The organism is Sphingomonas aurantiaca, from assembly GCF_003050705.1.
In the GTDB taxonomy this organism is placed as follows: Bacteria; Pseudomonadota; Alphaproteobacteria; order Sphingomonadales; family Sphingomonadaceae; genus Sphingomonas; species Sphingomonas aurantiaca.
Map to the genome: position 1 here is coordinate 49,955 of NZ_QAOG01000008.1, position 16,088 is coordinate 66,042.

Below are 16,088 nucleotides of genomic sequence, written 5' to 3' on the forward strand. Positions count from 1 at the left end.
CGAGAACAGCCGCGCCGCGGACGGCCATTACCGGGTGCCCTTGTCAGTGGGGCATCGCCTTCGCCTTCAGCCGGACACTGTCTCTCGCGAGAGGATTGCAGCGACTCGCTCGGCATAGCGCATAAGCGTTGGCACGGTGTCTGGCCCGACAAGCTTGCGCGGTTCGGGATCGATCGCGCACAACGTCCCGTAGAACGAACCGTCGTCTAAAATGATCGGCAGCGATATGTAGCTCTTGAACCCATAGAGCGCGGGGGCGGGATGGCTGTGCCACTTCGGATCGCTTGAGACATTATCGATCACGACCGCGTTGCCGGATTCGCGGATGTCGTTGCAGATCGTTGTCGAAACGCGAAGTTCATCGCCGGGCGACATGCCGAATTCGATCTGATCGATCACCTGGCACGCAATCCACCGCGTGTCGGTAACGCGGGCGACGGCGACGAATCCCATGCCGGTCACGGCCGCCACCTCTTCAAGAATGTCGCGTATGCCGACATTCTCGCTATGAAGCGCGGTGGTGGCTGCGATCTCGTCAAGCATAGAATATTCCCCCGCCAGATCTTAGCAGATACGCTGGGCCTATAGTCTTACTTATGTTAGTGACTAGCAGTTTACCATGCTATTCGCACAGGACGGTGTTCCGAAGCGCACTGCGTTTCAATCGCACCGCTTTCGGCCAGGCAAGCCGTGAGATCTAAGGCTGCGTCCCCGTCGCCTCCACCAACCACGATCATGCTATGGATGCGCGCCCCGCCCACTACCCGCCCCGCCGGATCCCGCGACCGTCGGCAGCGCATTCAGGCGAGCGCCCACCGCAGAAGCCCCCCGGCGCCTACGCCACCAGCGCGGACCGCTAGGCGCCGGGCGCCAGGCACGCTGCGTCCGTGCAGGGCGAGCGCCCAAGGCGGTAGCAACTCTGCACCCGCATGCAGCAGGACTTTCTGCAACGGCACCGCGGTCACGCTGGTCGCCGGCTGGTTCATCAGCGCCGATGCGACCGCGCGTGTCCGCGCATCGCAGCGGAGTTGCGGCCGCATGCTGCCCAGATAGGTCGCAACGTCCCTGCGGGTCTCCGGCACGCCGGTGGCGCCAAGCCGACGCGCCAGCATCGCCATCTCGCCATAATAGGCGTCTTGCCGCCAGCCCGGAAACGCCGGCGAGCGATATCGCAGATACGCGGCGAGAAAGCTGCGCGCTTCCGCCACATGAACCCATGTCAGGAGTGCTGGGTCGTTCGCCGCATAGGGCGTGCCATCCGGCATGGATCCCGCCACATACTCGTGGATCGCCCGGACGCGCGCGATCGCGGCGTTGGCGGCTTCGGTCGATCCGCGCGTCGTGACGCCGATGAACTTCGCGGTCCGTCGCAACCGACCGTGCATGTCCTCGCGGAAATTCGAATGGTCCCATACGCCCGCAAGCGCCGCTGGGTGGAGCATCTGCAAAAGTAGAGACGATACGCCGCCGATCATCATCGAGGGAAAATCGCCGTGCACCGCCCACACCGCCGAGCCCGGCCCGAACAATCCGGTATCGCCGGGGGGCCGTTCGAGGCCTGGGTCCGCCGCGGGATCCGGCCGCATCACCGCGTGTATCTGTCGGCGGATTGCGGTGCGCAAAGGGTTCATACCGGTACCTGTGCCGAGAGCATCATGGATTTCGATGCAGCCTGGACGAGCAAAAGCTGCTTCGACGGGACAACGCGCGAAAGCCGAAACGGTACGCGCGTCCCGCTGCCATAGTTTACCAACCTGTCGAGGGTCGCGGCACCGCACGAGGCGTCAAGACCGCGGTTTCGGCCACTCCGCCATCACCGGGAGACATCCTTGGGCCGACTGAGCGCCACCGCAATACCCGCACCCACGACACCGAGGAGCAGTATGACGGGGTTGAGTTTCTGCGCCTGCAACGCGGTGCTCGACTGGCGCGCGCCGACCGCTTGGCTTCCGCGCAACGCATCGACCCGCGGCGCATAAAGGTTGTCTCGCCGCGTCGGATCGCCGGGATCTGCCGGCGCCTGTTGCGCCGCCGTGCCGACCAGTTCGAGGATCCTGTCGCTCAGCCGCGGTGCGGCGCGCGAGAGGAGTGACGCCACCAGTCCCCCGCCGCCGACATAGATCGTCCGCCGCGGGGTCTCGCATGCGAACAGTACCGCGTCGGCGACCACCGACGGCGCGTAGAGCGGCGGCGGCAGGCGCGGTGGCTGGTCCATGAAGTTGCGCGCATGCTCGGGGAACGGCGTATCGATCGCGCCGGGCTTGATCAGCGTGACCGAGATCCCAGCCCCCTCCTTCTCCAGTTCCATCCGCAGCGTATCGGTCAGCGCCTGCACCGCATGCTTGGTGGCGCAATAGGGTCCCTGCTCGACGATCGCGCGGTCGCTGAGGATCGAGCCGATCGTGACGATCGCCCCGCCCCGCCCGCGCAGATGGCGTGCGGCGACGAGCGAACCGTGCAGCACGCCAAAATAATTGACGTCGAACACGCGGCGGTGATCGGCGATCGGCACCTGCTCAAGCGTGCCGTACGTCCCTATTCCGGCATTGTTGACCCATGTATCGAACCCGCCAAACGCTTCGACCGCCACCGCGGCGACACGCTCGACCGCGGCCATGTCGCTGACGTCGGCGACGCAGAGCGCGAGGCGTCCGCCGTCGGCGGTCAGGCGATCGCGCAGAGCCTCGAGCGCCGCCGCGTTACGCGCCGTCGCGACGACGGCCGCACCGCGGCGCACGGCAGCCTCGACGATGGCGAGGCCGTTGCCGCTGGTCGCGCCCGTAACGACGATGACCTGATCGCGGAGGCGGTTGAGCGTGATGGCCATGGCGATCACGCTCCCAGCGGCGATTGCGCGTAGTCCGCGAGCAACGCCGCCACATCGTCATAGATCGCGACCGGGCCCGCGGATTGCAGTTGCGCGTCGGTGAACTTGCCCGATCGCACCGCGACCGCGGCGATCCCGCACCTTGCCGCCGCCTCGATATCATAGGGTGTGTCGCCGACGACGATGACGTTGGCTGGGGCGAGCCCCGGCAGCTGTTCAAGCGCGGTAGCGAAGATGTCCGGCGCAGGCTTTGTCTTCTCGACGTCGTCGCTGCTCGTCGTCGCCGCAAGCAGGTCGCGCGCGTCGAGCAGGTCGATATAGTGATCGAGCTCGGATCCCGACGCGGACGATGCCAGTACGACCCGCTGGCCCAGGCCATGCGCGTAAGCCAGCAGGGCGTTCGCCTCCGCGAACGGTTTTGCCGTCTCAAGATATTTCGCCTTGAAGATCGCGCCATGCGCGTCGCCGAGCACATCCTGCTGGGCCTCGTCGGCATCGGGCAACAGCGTCGGTACGAGCATGTCGGTCCCCTTGCCGATCTGGTCGTGGATGCGCTGACGATCGAACGATGCCCCCATGCCTGCGAAGGCTTCCTCCCACGCGAGCACGTGCATGTCGTTGGTATCGACCAGCGTACCGTCGATATCGAAGAGTATGGCTTGGATCTGCATGCGGCTATCCCGGATCTGAAGGCGTATTGCGGCTCATCGGCGTGCCAAGGGCCCGGAGCGGGCGTCGCGCTCGGACGGCGACCGCAGGCTGCGAGATCAACCAAACGGCCGGCACCCCGGATTGGCTCCGACATCAGCGACTTTCGCGCGGTCGAACCGCAGACCAGATGCATCTTGGCTGGCGCGACCTTATATCCGGGGTTCCCCTTCAACCGCTTACGGTGTCGCGTGTCCAAGAAAATGAAAATCGATTTCGTCTCCGATATCTCGTGCCCATGGTGCATTATCGGGCTGCGTGGTCTCGAGCAGGCACTGAGCCGCACCGGCGACCTGATCGACGCTGACATCACCTTCCAGCCGTTCGAACTGAACCCGAATATGGGCAAGGACGGCCAGAACATCGGCGAACACATCGCCGAAAAATATGGCTCGACGCCGGAACAATCGGCCGCCAACCGCGCGATGATCCGCGAGCGCGCTGCCGATCTGGGGTTCACGATGCAGATGTCGGACACGAGCCGCATCTACAACACGTTCGACGCGCACCGGCTGCTGCATTGGGCGCACCTCGAGGGCAAGCAGGCGGCGCTGAAGAATGCACTGTTTTCCGCGTATTTTACCGATCAGCAGGCCATGTCCGAGCATGGCGTGCTGACCGCCGCCGCCGTGTCTGTCGGGCTCGAGCCCACGCGAGCCGCCGCGATCCTGGCGTCGGACGAGTTTGCGGACGACGTCCGAACTGCCGAACGGCTCTGGCAGTCGCGCGGGATCAGCGCAGTACCGGCCGTCGTCATCAACGATCGCTATCTGATCTCGGGTGGCCAGCCGTCCGAAGCGTTCGAAAGCGCGCTGCGCGACATCGCCGCCGAGGCCTGACCGTTCTTGCCTTCGGTTCGGCCCATAAGCGGCATGCGTGTCCGCGGCTGACCGTCGAGCGTTGGTCCGGGGTCGACGCCGCGTTGCAAGACGATCGGACCGAAGGGAAAGACGCCTTGATCGCTGCGTCGGCCGTCGTCATGCTAGTCATCCTTCGGAAAGAGGTATCAGGTCCTGAGGTCGATTATCGCCTCGCAACGACCGGAGATGCGTCGGCGATCGGCGCGGTGCACGTCATGTCATGGCGTGAGACCTATGCCGGGCTACTCCCCCGAGACATGCTGGACGGTTTGTCGGCCGACCGCCGGTCGGCAATGTGGGCTGCGGTTCTCGAAGTCCCAGCCAGCCCGATCGCGACACGGGTATATGTCGCGGAGAGCGCAGGCGAGATCATCGCTTTCGGGGCGTGTGGCGGTCAGCGTGACGATGCGATGCGCGAACGTGGCTTCGTCGGTGAGATCGGGGCGATCTACGTCCTTCAGTCGCACCACGCTGGGGGTGTGGGTCGCGCCCTCATGAATCTGCTGGCACGTGATCTGATGGCGCGGCCGGTATCTGGCGCGAGCCTCTGGGTCCTGCGGGAGAATCTGGGTGCGCGCGGCTTCTACGAGCGGTTGGGCGGCGCAATCATCACTGAAAAGGCAGCGGCGGACGGCGATATAAGCTTGCATGAGGTCGCATATGGTTGGCCGGACCTCGCGCGCCTGATCTGCTAAAGGCTTGCAGAAAAAGGCTTTTGACCAAGCGGTCTGGTGTCGACGCCGCGCTTATATCCACCAGCATACGCGCCACCCGGCTAGCTGTAGCAGTCTTGTAAAACACCGTGTTGACGTTTGCCGAAACGCGCGCGATGATCCGGCTATCGGACTGGGTATGATCGAACATCGGTCATAGTCGCCGGGATCAGGGACCGTGCCACGCAGAGGATACTCGCGGGCGATATTGGGGGAACGGCGTTGCACAGACGGGACTTCCTGGCCGCAAGCGGCCTGGCATTGGGCAGCGGCGTTTTGCCGACCTTTCTCGGGCGCGCGATCGCCGCCGAGGAGCTGGTTTCCACCATCGACGTCGCCGTGAAGAAGCGCCTTGCCGACGCCGCGCTGAACGCCGCCAGAAGCGCCGGCGCCAGCTATTGCGACGTCCGTGTCGGCCGGTACCTTCGCCAGTTCGTCATCACGCGCGAGAAGAATGTCGAGAACGTCGTCAGCACGGAATCGACCGGTGTCGGCGTCCGCGTCATCGCCGATGGCGCCTGGGGCTTCTCCGCCTCGAACGAGATGACCGTCGACGCGGTCGCCAACGCCGCCAAGCTCGCCACCGCGATCGCCAAGGCCAACGCCAAGTCGCAGACCGCGCCGGTCCAGCTCGCGCCGACGCCCGGCGTCGGCGAGGTGTCGTGGCGCACCCCCGTCAAGAAGAACGCGATGGCGGTGCCGCTCAAGGAAAAGGTCGACCTGCTGCTCGGCGTCAATGCCGCCGCCACCGATGCCGGCGCGAGCTTCGTCAATTCGATCCTGTTCCTCGTCAACGAGCAGAAATACTTCGCCTCGAGCGACGGATCGTACATCGACCAGGACGTGCATCGCATCTGGGCGCCGCTGACAGTCACCGCGATAGACAAGGCGACGGGCAAGTTCCGCACCCGCGAAGGCCTTTCCGCGCCGATGGGGATGGGGTTCGAATATCTCGACGGCGCCGCCTCGGGCAAGTTCGTCTCGCCCAACGGCGTCGTGAACTACGGCCTGTCCTACGACATGAAGGAGGACGCGATCGCTGCCGCCAAACAGGCGCAGGCGAAGCTCAAGGCACCGACCGTCAAGCCCGGCAAATATGATCTGGTCCTCGATCCCTCGCACACCTGGCTGACGATCCATGAATCGGTCGGCCATCCGCTCGAGCTCGACCGCGTGCTCGGCTATGAAGCCAATTATGCGGGCACCTCGTTCGTGACGCTCGACAAGGTCAAGCAGCGTTTCCAGTACGGCAGCCCCGAGGTCTCGATCGTCGCCGACAAGACGCAATATGGCAGTCTCGGCGCGGTCGGGTATGACGACGAGGGCGTCAAGACCAAGAAATGGGACCTGATCCGCGACGGCAAGCTGGTCGATCTGGAGGCGATCCGAGACCAGGCGCACATCATCGGCAAGTCCGCATCGGACGGGTGCTGCTATGCCGACAACTGGGCCAATGTGCAGTTCCAGCGCATGCCCAATGTCAGCCTGGAAGCGGGCAAGAAGAAGCAGAGCGTCGCCGACATGATCGCAGGGGTCGAGAACGGCATCTACATCATCGGTGACGGCAGCTTCTCGATCGACCAGCAGCGTTACAACGCGCAGTTCGGCGGGCAGCTGTTCTACGAGATCAAGAACGGCAAGATCACCCAGCAGATCGAGGACGTCGCCTACCAGATCCGCACCCCCGAATTCTGGAACGCGTGCGTCGGCGTATGCGACGCCAGCGACTACCGGATGGGAGGCTCGTTCTTCGACGGCAAGGGCCAGCCGAGCCAGGTGTCGACGGTGAGTCACGGCTCCTCGACCGCGCGCTTCAACGGCATAAACGTCATCAACACCGCCCGCTCGCTCGGCTGATAGGGAGACACAGGTCATGAGCATCCTCACCGAAGAGCAGGCGCGCGCCATCCTCACCAAGGTCGTCGCGCTGTCGAAGGCCGACGAATGCACCGCGCAGCTGACGGGCTCGATCGACGGCAACATCCGGTTCGCGCTGAACAACATCTCGACCAGCGGCGTGATCACCAATTCTGATCTCGCCGTGCAGGTCGCGTTCGGCAAGCGGGTCGGCACCGCGACGATCAACCAGTTCGACGACGCCTCGCTCGAACGCGCCGTGCGCCGCGCCGAAGACCTTGCCCGGCTGGCACCCGAAAACCCCGAATTCGTGCCCGCGGTCGCCAAGCAGGTCTACAAGCCGTCGCCGACGTTCAGCGCAGCGACCGCGGCGATCGATCCGGAATATCGCGCCAAGGTCGCCGGGGATTCGATCACCGCGTGCAAGGCGGAGAAGCTGATCGCCGCGGGCTTCCTGCAGGACGGCCAGAGCTATGTCGCGTTCGCCAACTCCAAGGGCAATTTCGGGTATCAGCGCGCGTCGTCGATGGATTACACCTGCACGGTCCGGTCCGAAGACGGTCGCGGGTCCGGCTGGGTCGGCCGCAGCCTGCAGGATTCGTCCGCGTTCAGTGCCTCGACCGACATCCGCACCGGCATCCGCAAGGCGTCCGCCTCGGTCGACGCGCGCGCGCTGGAACCCGGCAAATACACCGTCATCCTCGAACCCGCGGCGGCGGCGGGGCTCATCAGCTTCATGATGAACTTCTTCGATGCGCGCCAGGCGGACGAAGGACGCAGCTTCCTGTCGAAGAAGGGCGGCGGCAACAAGGTCGGCGAGCAAGTATATGATCCGCGCGTCAACTTCACCGCCGACCCCTGGGCACCCGGCGCCGCAGTGATGCCGTGGGACGAAGAGGGCCTGCCGCGCGAGGCGATGCCGATCATCAAGGACGGCAAGATCGTGAACCTCAACTACTCGCGCTACTGGGCGCAGAAGCAGGGCAAGCGCGCGGTTGGATCGCCGGGCAACCTGCTGATGGCGGGCGGCACCAAGTCGACCGCCGACCTGATCCGCGGCACCGAGCGCGGGATCCTTGTCTCGCGCACCTGGTACATCCGCATGGTCGATCCGCAGACCGTGCTGCTGACGGGCCTCACTCGCGACGGGACGTTCTACATCGAGAATGGCGAGATCAAATATCCGGTGAAGAACTTCCGCTTCAACGAGAGCCCGGTCATCATGCTCAACAACATCGACGAACTCGGCAAGCCGGTGCGCGTCGCGGGCGACGAGAGTTCGCTGGTGATGATGATCCCGCCGATGAAACTGCGCGACTTTACCTTCACCTCGCTGTCGGACGCGGTCTGATCTTGCCCGTTTCTCCACTGACACCACCCCGGCTTTCGCCGGGGTGGTAGCTTGACGCGGAGACACCACGCGGAATGATGACGCGCCAGGACTTCCTCAAGCTGATGGGCGCGGGACTCGCCGCTTCGGTACTCCCGCGTGCGGCCACCGCCGCGGGGGCGTATGACTTCTGGTTCACGCGGCTGCGCTATCAATCCGGCGACTGGGACGTCGACCAGCGGATGCCGTCGAACATCATCACGTCGCTGATCGATTATACCAATTTGCGCGTCGACCCGAAGGAGCGTGTCGTCGCGCTCGCCGATCCGAAGATGCTGACCGCGCCGTTCTGCTACATGGCCGGGCACAAGCTGGTCGAGTTTTCAGCCGACGAACGGCGCAACTTCGAACGCTATGTGCGAAGCGGCGGGTTCGTGCTGGTCGACGATTGCAACCACGACATTGACGGCCTGTTCGCGCAGTCCTTCGAACGCCAGATGACCAAGATATTCGGTCCCCGCGCCCTGCAGAAGTTGCCGCCCAAGCATCCGATTTACACGAGCTTCTTCAAATTTACGGGGCCGCCAGCGACGACGTTCGAGCTGAATGGCTGGGGCGACGACCTCGTCCATGACTATCTCAAGGGTGTCACGATCGATGGTCGGCTGGGGCTGTTGTACAGCAACAAAGATTACGGGTGCGAGTGGGACTATGACTGGCGCAACAAGCGCTTTCTCGCGCAGGACAATACCAAGTTCGGCGTCAACATCGTCATGTATGCGCTGACCGTCTGACTAGGCCCTCCCGAGTATGCTTTTAGGACCGACATGACCCAAAACGACGTCTCCGAGACCCAGATCGCCGCGCAACTGGCCAAGCTCGGTGATCTTCGCGCCGCGATCGGCCAGGCGATCGTGGGGCAGGACGCGGTCGTCGAGCAATTGTTGATCGCACTGATCGCCGGCGGCCATTGCTTGATGGAGGGCGTTCCCGGACTCGGCAAGACGCTGCTGGTGCGGTCGCTCGGCGCGGCGCTGGCGCTCGATTTCCGCCGCGTCCAGTTCACGCCCGATCTGATGCCGAGCGACATTCTCGGCACCGAATTGCTCGAAGAGGATCACGGCACCGGCAAGCGCCATTTCCGCTTCCAGCAGGGCCCGATCTTCACCAATTTGTTGCTGGCCGACGAACTCAATCGCACGCCGCCCAAGACGCAGGCCGCGCTGCTCGAGGCGATGCAGGAGCGCACCGTCAGCTATGGCGGCACCACCTATACGCTGCCCGACCCGTTCTTCGTGCTGGCGACGCAGAACCCGATCGAGCAGGCGGGCACCTATCCGCTGCCCGAGGCGCAGCTCGACCGCTTCCTGCTCCATGTCCGCGTCGATTATCCGAGCGAGGCGCAGGAGCGCGCGATCATCGCGCAGACCACCGGCAGCCGCACCGCGACGGTGCCGCGCGTGCTCGGCGCAGAAGATGTGATGGTGTTGCGCCGCTGGGTGCGCGACGTGCATCTCGGCGAAGACCTGCTCGACTGGATCACGCGGATCGTCCGCGCGAGCCGGCCCGGCGACGGGATGCCCGACGCGATCCGCACCTATGTCCGCTGGGGTGCGGGGCCGCGTGCCGGCCAGTCGCTGGTGCTCGCGGCCAAGGCCCGCGCGCTGCTCCAGGGGCGGCTCGCCGCGACCCGCGACGACATCCTCGCGCTGGCCGCACCGGTGTTCCGCCACCGCCTGATCCTGTCGTTCGCCGCCGAGGCCGAGGGTGTCAGCCCGGACCAGGTCGTCGCGCGGCTCGTCGGCGCGGTGAGAGGACCGGGTGCCTGAACCACTGATACCGGCTGACGTCCGGCACAGGTTGAAGGGACTGTCGCTGGTCGCCCGCCGTGCGGTGGGCGATCGCGGCATCGGGCTGCATGCGAGCCACAGCCGCGGCACGGGGCTCGAATTCGCGCAATATCGCCCATACGAGTTCGGCGACGAGCCGCGCCAGATCGACTGGAAGCTCTACGCACGTTCGGATCGCTTCTTCGTCCGCGAGGCCGAGCGGGAAAGCCCCGTCGCGCTCTGGATCCTGCTCGATGCAAGCGCGTCGATGGCGCAGGCCGATGCGCGCCGCGCCGGTTTTTCGCGGCTGGATGCGGGCAAGGGCCTGGTCGCCGCACTGGCCGAACTGGCGTTGGCGCAAGGCGACCGGTTCGCGTTCGCCGCGTTGCGCGACACGGGTCTCACCCTCACGCGTCCGGCGAGTGGCACGCGACACCGCGACCGCCTCCACCTCGACCTCCACGGCCTGCCGGCGGCGGGCGGCTTCCCCGAGGAGACCGCCTTGGCGCCGCTGTGGGAACGCATCGGCCAGCGCGACCTGGTCGTCATCCTGTCGGACTGGTTCGACCCCGCCTGTCTCGATCTCGCGCGTCGGCTGTCGGCGGCGGGGCGCGAAGTGCTCGGGATACAGATCCTGACGATCGGCGAACGCGATTTCGACTATGACGGCGGCTACCGCTTTCGCGACCCCGAGACCGGCGAGGAGTTGCTTGGCGACGGTGCCGCGCTACGCGCCGAATATCTCGGCCGTTTCGGTGCGGCGCAGACGGGCCTCCACGCCGCGCTCGATGCGGCCGGCGTCCGCCACGCCGACCTCGTCCTTGATCAACCGCTCGACACGCCGTTGCAGCGGCTGTTCGGCCGCACCGGCAACCGGGCGGGCGGCGAATGACGCCGACGCTGCTGCTGCCGCTCGGCCTGGCTGCGCTCGGTGCGATCCTCGTCCCCCTCGTCCTCCACCTCGCGCGGCGGACCGAGCAGCGCCCGACCGACTTCGCCGCGCTACGCTGGCTTCGTCAGAAACCGCGCCCGCGCCATCGGCCCAAGTTCGACGAGCTCCTGTTGCTGGCGACCCGGATCCTGTTGCTCGCGCTGGTAGCGGTCTTCCTGGCCGGACCTGCGCTTCTGAACACGCAGGACGCGACGCCCGTGATCGCCTTCGCCCCGGGGATCGACCCCGCGACCGTGGCCCGGGATGCAAAGGCTCGCGCGATATGGCTCGCCCCCGGCTTCCGCCCGATCGACACGCCCGCCCCGCAGGACGCGGTGCCGATCGGTAGCCTCATCCGCCAGCTCGACACGCAGACCGCTGCGACGGCGCCGCTGACAATCGTCGTCCCCGCCACGCTCGACGGCGCGGATGCCGAACGCCCGCGCGTGTCGCACCGCGTGCGCTGGCACATCGTCCCCGGCGCCGTGGCGGCGAGCAAGCCCGCCCCGTCCCCGCTCCGCCTCGCCCTTCGCACCGATACCGCGCATGCGACCGGCGCACGCTATATCCGGGCCGCAGCCGCCGCACTCGAGCTCCCGATTGATAGCGATGGTCCCGCCCGCGCGGTACCGCCTCCGACGACGGCATTGATCTGGCTGGCGAGCGGTCCCCTACCCGCCGCCGTCACCCGCTGGATCGAACACGGCGGCACCGCGCTCGTCGCCAACGATACGGTGATCGAGGCTGGCCTCACGGTCCCAGCATGGCGTGACGAGACCGGCCGGCCGCTCGTCGAAACGCGGTCGCAGGGCAAGGGAAACGTTGCGCGGCTGCTGCAACCGCTCGACCCGATCGCGATGCCAGCGCTGGTAGAGCCCGCCTTTCCGAGGATTCTCGCGGATCTGCTCGCCCCTGCGCCACCGCCAACGCGGGTCGAGGCGAGCGCGTACCGGCCGCTCCCCGGCGGCCTGCCCCCGGCAAGCCAGTCGCGCGATCTCCGGCCCTGGTTCGCGCTCGCCATCGCCGCCGCCTGGCTGGTCGAGCGCTGGCTCGCGACCCGCGCCAAACGGGCGATCGCGCCATGACCGTGGAAACGCCGATTGCCGACTGGGCGAGGCCTGCGCGGACGCGATCGATGCGCGACGACGTGCTGCTCGCGACGCCGATCGTGATTATCGTTGCGGCCCTGGGCTGGCGCCTAGCGAACCCGGCCACGGGTTTAGGCATGGCATTGCTCGGCGCAATCGCGGCCGTGTTGATCGCCCGCAACCGCGCACGCCGTTACGACCGCCGCTGGTTGATCGCGGCGATCGATGCGGCGCGAAGCGACGTGGAGGACAGTAGCGACCTGCTGTTTGCCGATCCGGCAGCGCTGACTCCGCTGCAACGCCTGCAACGCGCCCGGGTCGAGGCGCGACTGGCCGGCGAACCGGTGCCCGAGCTGTATCCCGCCCGATCGCACCGAACGAGGGTCGCGCTATGGCTCGTCGCAGCCGCCGTCCTCTCTGCGATCGCGCTCTGGCCCGACCGAGCCGGGTCCGGTGGACCGCTGTCACCGGCGCATGAGGGCGTCGCGCGGCCGGGTATCCCCACGCTGACGGCGCAGCGGCTGATGGTCGTCCCGCCCGCTTATACCGGCCTGACCTCGCGCGCGCTCGGCACGCTCGACGCACGTGTTCCTGCGGGCTCGCGGCTCGAATGGACGCTCGCCTTTACGCCGGATCCTGCCGCCGCCGCGCTCGCCGTCCTCGACGCAAGCCGCACCGCGCTCGCCAAATCCGGTTCGACATGGACGGCAACCCGGACGGCGGACCGCTCGCTCCTCTACCGCATCGTGGCAGCAGGCGGCCAACCCGCGCCGCCGCTCCACCGCATCGACGTGGTCGTCGACCAACCCCCGCGCATCCGCCTCGTCTCGCCCGCCGCGACGCTGATCCAGATGTCCCCCGGCCAGCGCAGCTGGTCGCTGTCGTTCGAGGCGACCGACGATTACGGCGTGCAGCCCGTGGCATCGCTCCGCCTCGTCGTCGCGCAGGGCGAAGGCGAGAATATCCGCTTCAGCGAGCGGACCGTTGCAGTCCGTGGCACCGGTAATTCTCGCCAGCGCATCTTCGCGACGACCATCGCGCTCTCGGGAACCGGTTTTACCGAACCTGGTGACCTCGTCGCGCAGCTTACCGTCGCCGACGCGCGCAGACCGTCGCCGCACCGGGTCGTCGGGCCGAGCGTCATTCTTCGCCGCCCACCGGCAAGCGGTGCCGAGAGTGGACTGGAGGCCATGACACGCAGGACCATGCCCGCCTATTTCAGCAGCCAGCGCCAAGTCATCATCGACGCCGAAACGTTGCTCGCCGAGCACCCCCGCCCCGCGCCCGACCGCTTCCTCGCGCGCTCGACTGCGATCGCCGACGACCAGCGGCTTTTGCGCATGCGCTATGGCCAGTTCATGGGGGAGGAAGTCGGCGGTGGCGCGACCAACGCGATGCCGACCAGCGACGCGGAGGAAGGCGCCGCGCCGCCGCCAGACGAGCATGCGGGCGAACCGCCTACCGCGCCGCCTCAGTTCGGGCAGGAGAGCGCGATCGTCGAGACATACGGCCATACGCATGACGAATCCGAGGCCGCGACGTTGCTCGATCCCGGCACGCGCGCGACGTTGCGACTGGCACTCGACAATATGCGCCAGTCCGAGACCGCGCTCCGTCTGGGCGATCCCAGGCGCGCGCTGCCGTTCGCGTACAAGGCGCTGCGGTTCATCAAACAGGTCCAGCAGGCGACGCGCATCTTCCTGGCGCGTACGGGATCGCAACTGCCCCCGGTCGATCTCGCGCGCAGGCTGACGGGTGACAGGTCCGACATGGCCGCGCGCACGCTCGGCGCGACCGTTGCAGACCCAGTCGACGCGACACCTGCTGCAATCTGGGCGGCACTCGATACGCGCAGCGACGCGGGCGGGCTGGATGCGCTGGCGCGCTGGCTCCGCGCGAACGACGCGCGCGTGCCCGATCCGCTCGCGCTGTCCGCGGCGATCGATACGGTCCGCCGCGATCCGACATGCGCCGCCTGCCGTGCGAAGCTGCGCGGGACGCTGTGGAGCGCGTTGCCACGGCCGACACCCGGGCTGACCCGACGCCCGGCGGGGGACTCGGTCGGCCGCCGGTATCTGGACGCGCTGCCATGACCGTTGCGCAGAGCGTTGCCGCAATCCTGGCGTTTTCAGTCGTGCTCGGCTGGGTGCGACTCTTATTATGGCAGCGGCGTGCCCCGGCATCGTCGCGCACACGGGGCTGGCGACTGGCCGCGTTGCTGGCGTTGCAACCGATCGCCGGCCTGTTGCTCTACTCTACGCTGTTCCCGCCCGCGAGCGCCGGAAAGGCGACGGGCACGCTTGTCATCGCAACGGCCGGGGCGCCCCGTTTCGTCACGACTGGAGCGGGCGACCGGCTGATCGCTCTACCCGAAGCGTCGGGCGTGGTCGGTGCCGAGCGCCTGCCCGATCTCGGCACGGCGGTCCGGCGGCATCCCGATGCCGGCGCGCTGCGGATCGTTGGTTCGGGCCTGGAACCGCGCGATCGGCAGGCGACCGCGGGACTGGCGGTGCGCTTCGAACCCGCACGCGCGCCACGCGGCCTGATCGCGCTACAACCGCCCGGACCGATCGCGGCGGGCGCGCGGTTCGCGGTGACGGCGCGCGCCGGAGAGCTGGCGGGCGGATCGGCCGAGCTGCTCGATCCCGCGTCGCGGATCGTCGATACGCAACCGATCGGGTCGACCGGCGAGATTGCGCTGTCCGGCACCGTCCGCGCCGCGGGAACGACGCTGTTCACCTTGCGTCTGCGCGACGGATCGCGTGCGCTGGTCGAGCAGGCAGCGGTGCCGGTCTGGGTCCCGGCCTCGCCATCCGCTCGCGTGGTGATCCTTGCCGGGGCACCGGGGCCCGAAGTGAAATATCTTCGCCGCTGGGCGACCGATGCGGGGTTGGCGCCGCAGGTCCGCGTCGACGTGGGTGGCGGCGCGTCGCTCGCCGATACGCCGCCTGCCCTCACCGGTGCCACGCTCGCGAAGGTCGACGCGGTGATCCTCGACGATCGCGCCTGGGACGGGCTCGGCGCGGGCGGGCGGCAGGCGCTCGCGGCGGCGGTACGGGGCGGCATGGGCCTCGTCGTGCGGATCACCGCGCCGGTGCCACGTGGCTGGCAGGTCCTCGGCCTGAGCGCCCGCGGCACGGCCGACGTCGCGCCGGTGACGTTGGGCGCCGACGCGCCCAGCGACGATGCGCTGGCCGCGCGGCGCGGTCCGGGCACGCGCGACGCCCCCGCCTCGATCGCCGGCGCGCGCGACACCGTGCCGGAGCTCACGCGGCAGGCGGTGACCATCGCCGGGGGCATCCCGGTCCTCCGCGACATTCGCGGCACCGTCCTTGCGGCATCGCGGGGCAGCGGACGCGGCAGGGTCGCGCTGGTCAGCCTGCAGGACAGCTTCGCACTCGTCACCAGCGGGCATGGCGACGTCCATGCCCAGCTCTGGAGCGAACTCGTGTCCGCCGTCGCGCGTCGCCCGGCGGGTCCGGCTGTGCAGATCGAGGCTCCGGCATTCGCAGGCCAGCGCATGGCGATCTGCGGCGCTGGATCCATCAGCGTTACCGATCCCGGAGGACGTGGAGGTCGCGCGCTCGTCGATCCCGCGACCGGGGCTGCCGGATGTGCGGGCTATTGGCCCGATGTTGCCGGCTGGCACCATGTGTCTGGCCCGGCAGCCCGGCCCTTCTACGTCTATCCGGCCGACGCGCTGCAAGGCCTTCGTGCGGTGGATCGTCGCGCCGGGACGCTCCGTTTGGTGGGATCCGGCGGGCGTACAAGCGTGGGGACGGTCGAAGCCAGTCGCGGACCATCCTGGCCGTGGTTCATCGGCTGGCTGCTGGTCGCCGGGTTGCTCTGGTGGCTCGAGCGCGCGCGGATCGGTCGGGGTGGCGTGCCGGTATTCGAGAGACAGACGGAGATTGCGAGCCGGGACCCATACTAGGCTCGCATTGG

The 16,088-nt window shown here is 67.4% G+C and carries 14 protein-coding genes; 10 read left to right on the forward strand and 4 right to left on the reverse strand.

The features are described from left to right. Nucleotides 1–66: 66 nt before the first annotated feature. From C8J26_RS18335 to C8J26_RS18350, 4 genes are all read right to left on the reverse strand, one after another. On the reverse strand, nt 67–543 hold the full coding sequence (locus C8J26_RS18335) for a GAF domain-containing protein (RefSeq protein ID WP_107959619.1): 477 nt from the start codon (nt 541–543) through the stop codon (nt 67–69). 257 nt (nt 544–800) lie between these two features. After that, nucleotides 801–1,586 (reverse strand): oxygenase MpaB family protein, encoded by a 786-nt coding sequence (locus C8J26_RS18340; RefSeq protein ID WP_244185397.1) that lies wholly within the window; start codon nt 1,584–1,586, stop codon nt 801–803. 227 nt (nt 1,587–1,813) lie between these two features. Beyond that, complete coding sequence (locus C8J26_RS18345; RefSeq protein ID WP_107959623.1) at nt 1,814–2,827, reverse strand: SDR family oxidoreductase; 1,014 nt, start codon at nt 2,825–2,827, stop codon at nt 1,814–1,816. A gap of 5 nt (nt 2,828–2,832) precedes the next feature. After that, complete coding sequence (locus tag C8J26_RS18350) at nt 2,833–3,498, reverse strand: HAD family hydrolase (protein WP_107959625.1); 666 nt, start codon at nt 3,496–3,498, stop codon at nt 2,833–2,835. A 240-nt stretch (nt 3,499–3,738) separates the two neighbouring features. On the opposite strand from C8J26_RS18350, the gene C8J26_RS18355 reads away from it, so the two are divergent. The 10 genes from C8J26_RS18355 to C8J26_RS18400 all read left to right on the forward strand — a co-directional run bounded on the left by C8J26_RS18355 (nt 3,739) and on the right by C8J26_RS18400 (nt 16,077). Further along, entirely contained in the window at nt 3,739–4,374 is a 636-nt protein-coding gene (locus tag C8J26_RS18355; RefSeq protein WP_107959627.1) for a DsbA family oxidoreductase, read from the forward strand. A 116-nt stretch (nt 4,375–4,490) separates the two neighbouring features. Continuing rightward, nucleotides 4,491–5,090 carry a GNAT family N-acetyltransferase gene (locus tag C8J26_RS18360; protein WP_146168904.1) on the forward strand — a complete coding sequence of 200 codons (600 nt, stop codon included), beginning with the start codon at nt 4,491–4,493 and terminating at the stop codon, nt 5,088–5,090. Between the two features lie 240 nt (nt 5,091–5,330). Then, nucleotides 5,331–6,965, forward strand: coding sequence for a TldD/PmbA family protein (locus C8J26_RS18365; RefSeq protein WP_167398906.1), 1,635 nt, complete (start codon nt 5,331–5,333; stop codon nt 6,963–6,965). Nucleotides 6,966–6,981: 16 nt separating this feature from the next. Then, nucleotides 6,982–8,316, forward strand: a complete 1,335-nt coding sequence (locus C8J26_RS18370) for a TldD/PmbA family protein (protein WP_107959633.1) — start codon at nt 6,982–6,984, stop codon at nt 8,314–8,316. 74 nt (nt 8,317–8,390) lie between these two features. After that, nucleotides 8,391–9,089, forward strand: a complete 699-nt coding sequence (locus C8J26_RS18375) for a DUF4159 domain-containing protein (RefSeq protein WP_244185399.1) — start codon at nt 8,391–8,393, stop codon at nt 9,087–9,089. A gap of 33 nt (nt 9,090–9,122) precedes the next feature. Further along, nucleotides 9,123–10,124, forward strand: coding sequence for an AAA family ATPase (locus C8J26_RS18380; protein WP_107959635.1), 1,002 nt, complete (start codon nt 9,123–9,125; stop codon nt 10,122–10,124). Continuing rightward, nucleotides 10,117–11,016 carry a DUF58 domain-containing protein gene (locus C8J26_RS18385; RefSeq protein WP_107959637.1) on the forward strand — a complete coding sequence of 300 codons (900 nt, stop codon included), beginning with the start codon at nt 10,117–10,119 and terminating at the stop codon, nt 11,014–11,016. Before C8J26_RS18380 ends, C8J26_RS18385 begins: the two co-directional genes overlap by 8 nt. Next, complete coding sequence (locus C8J26_RS18390) at nt 11,013–12,140, forward strand: BatA domain-containing protein (protein WP_107959639.1); 1,128 nt, start codon at nt 11,013–11,015, stop codon at nt 12,138–12,140. Before C8J26_RS18385 ends, C8J26_RS18390 begins: the two co-directional genes overlap by 4 nt. Then, nucleotides 12,137–14,236, forward strand: a complete 2,100-nt coding sequence (locus tag C8J26_RS18395) for a DUF4175 family protein (protein WP_107959641.1) — start codon at nt 12,137–12,139, stop codon at nt 14,234–14,236. The genes C8J26_RS18390 and C8J26_RS18395 overlap by 4 nt, the downstream gene beginning before the upstream one ends. Beyond that, nucleotides 14,233–16,077, forward strand: coding sequence for a ThuA domain-containing protein (locus C8J26_RS18400; protein WP_146168905.1), 1,845 nt, complete (start codon nt 14,233–14,235; stop codon nt 16,075–16,077). The genes C8J26_RS18395 and C8J26_RS18400 overlap by 4 nt, the downstream gene beginning before the upstream one ends. Nucleotides 16,078–16,088 lie beyond the last annotated feature (11 nt).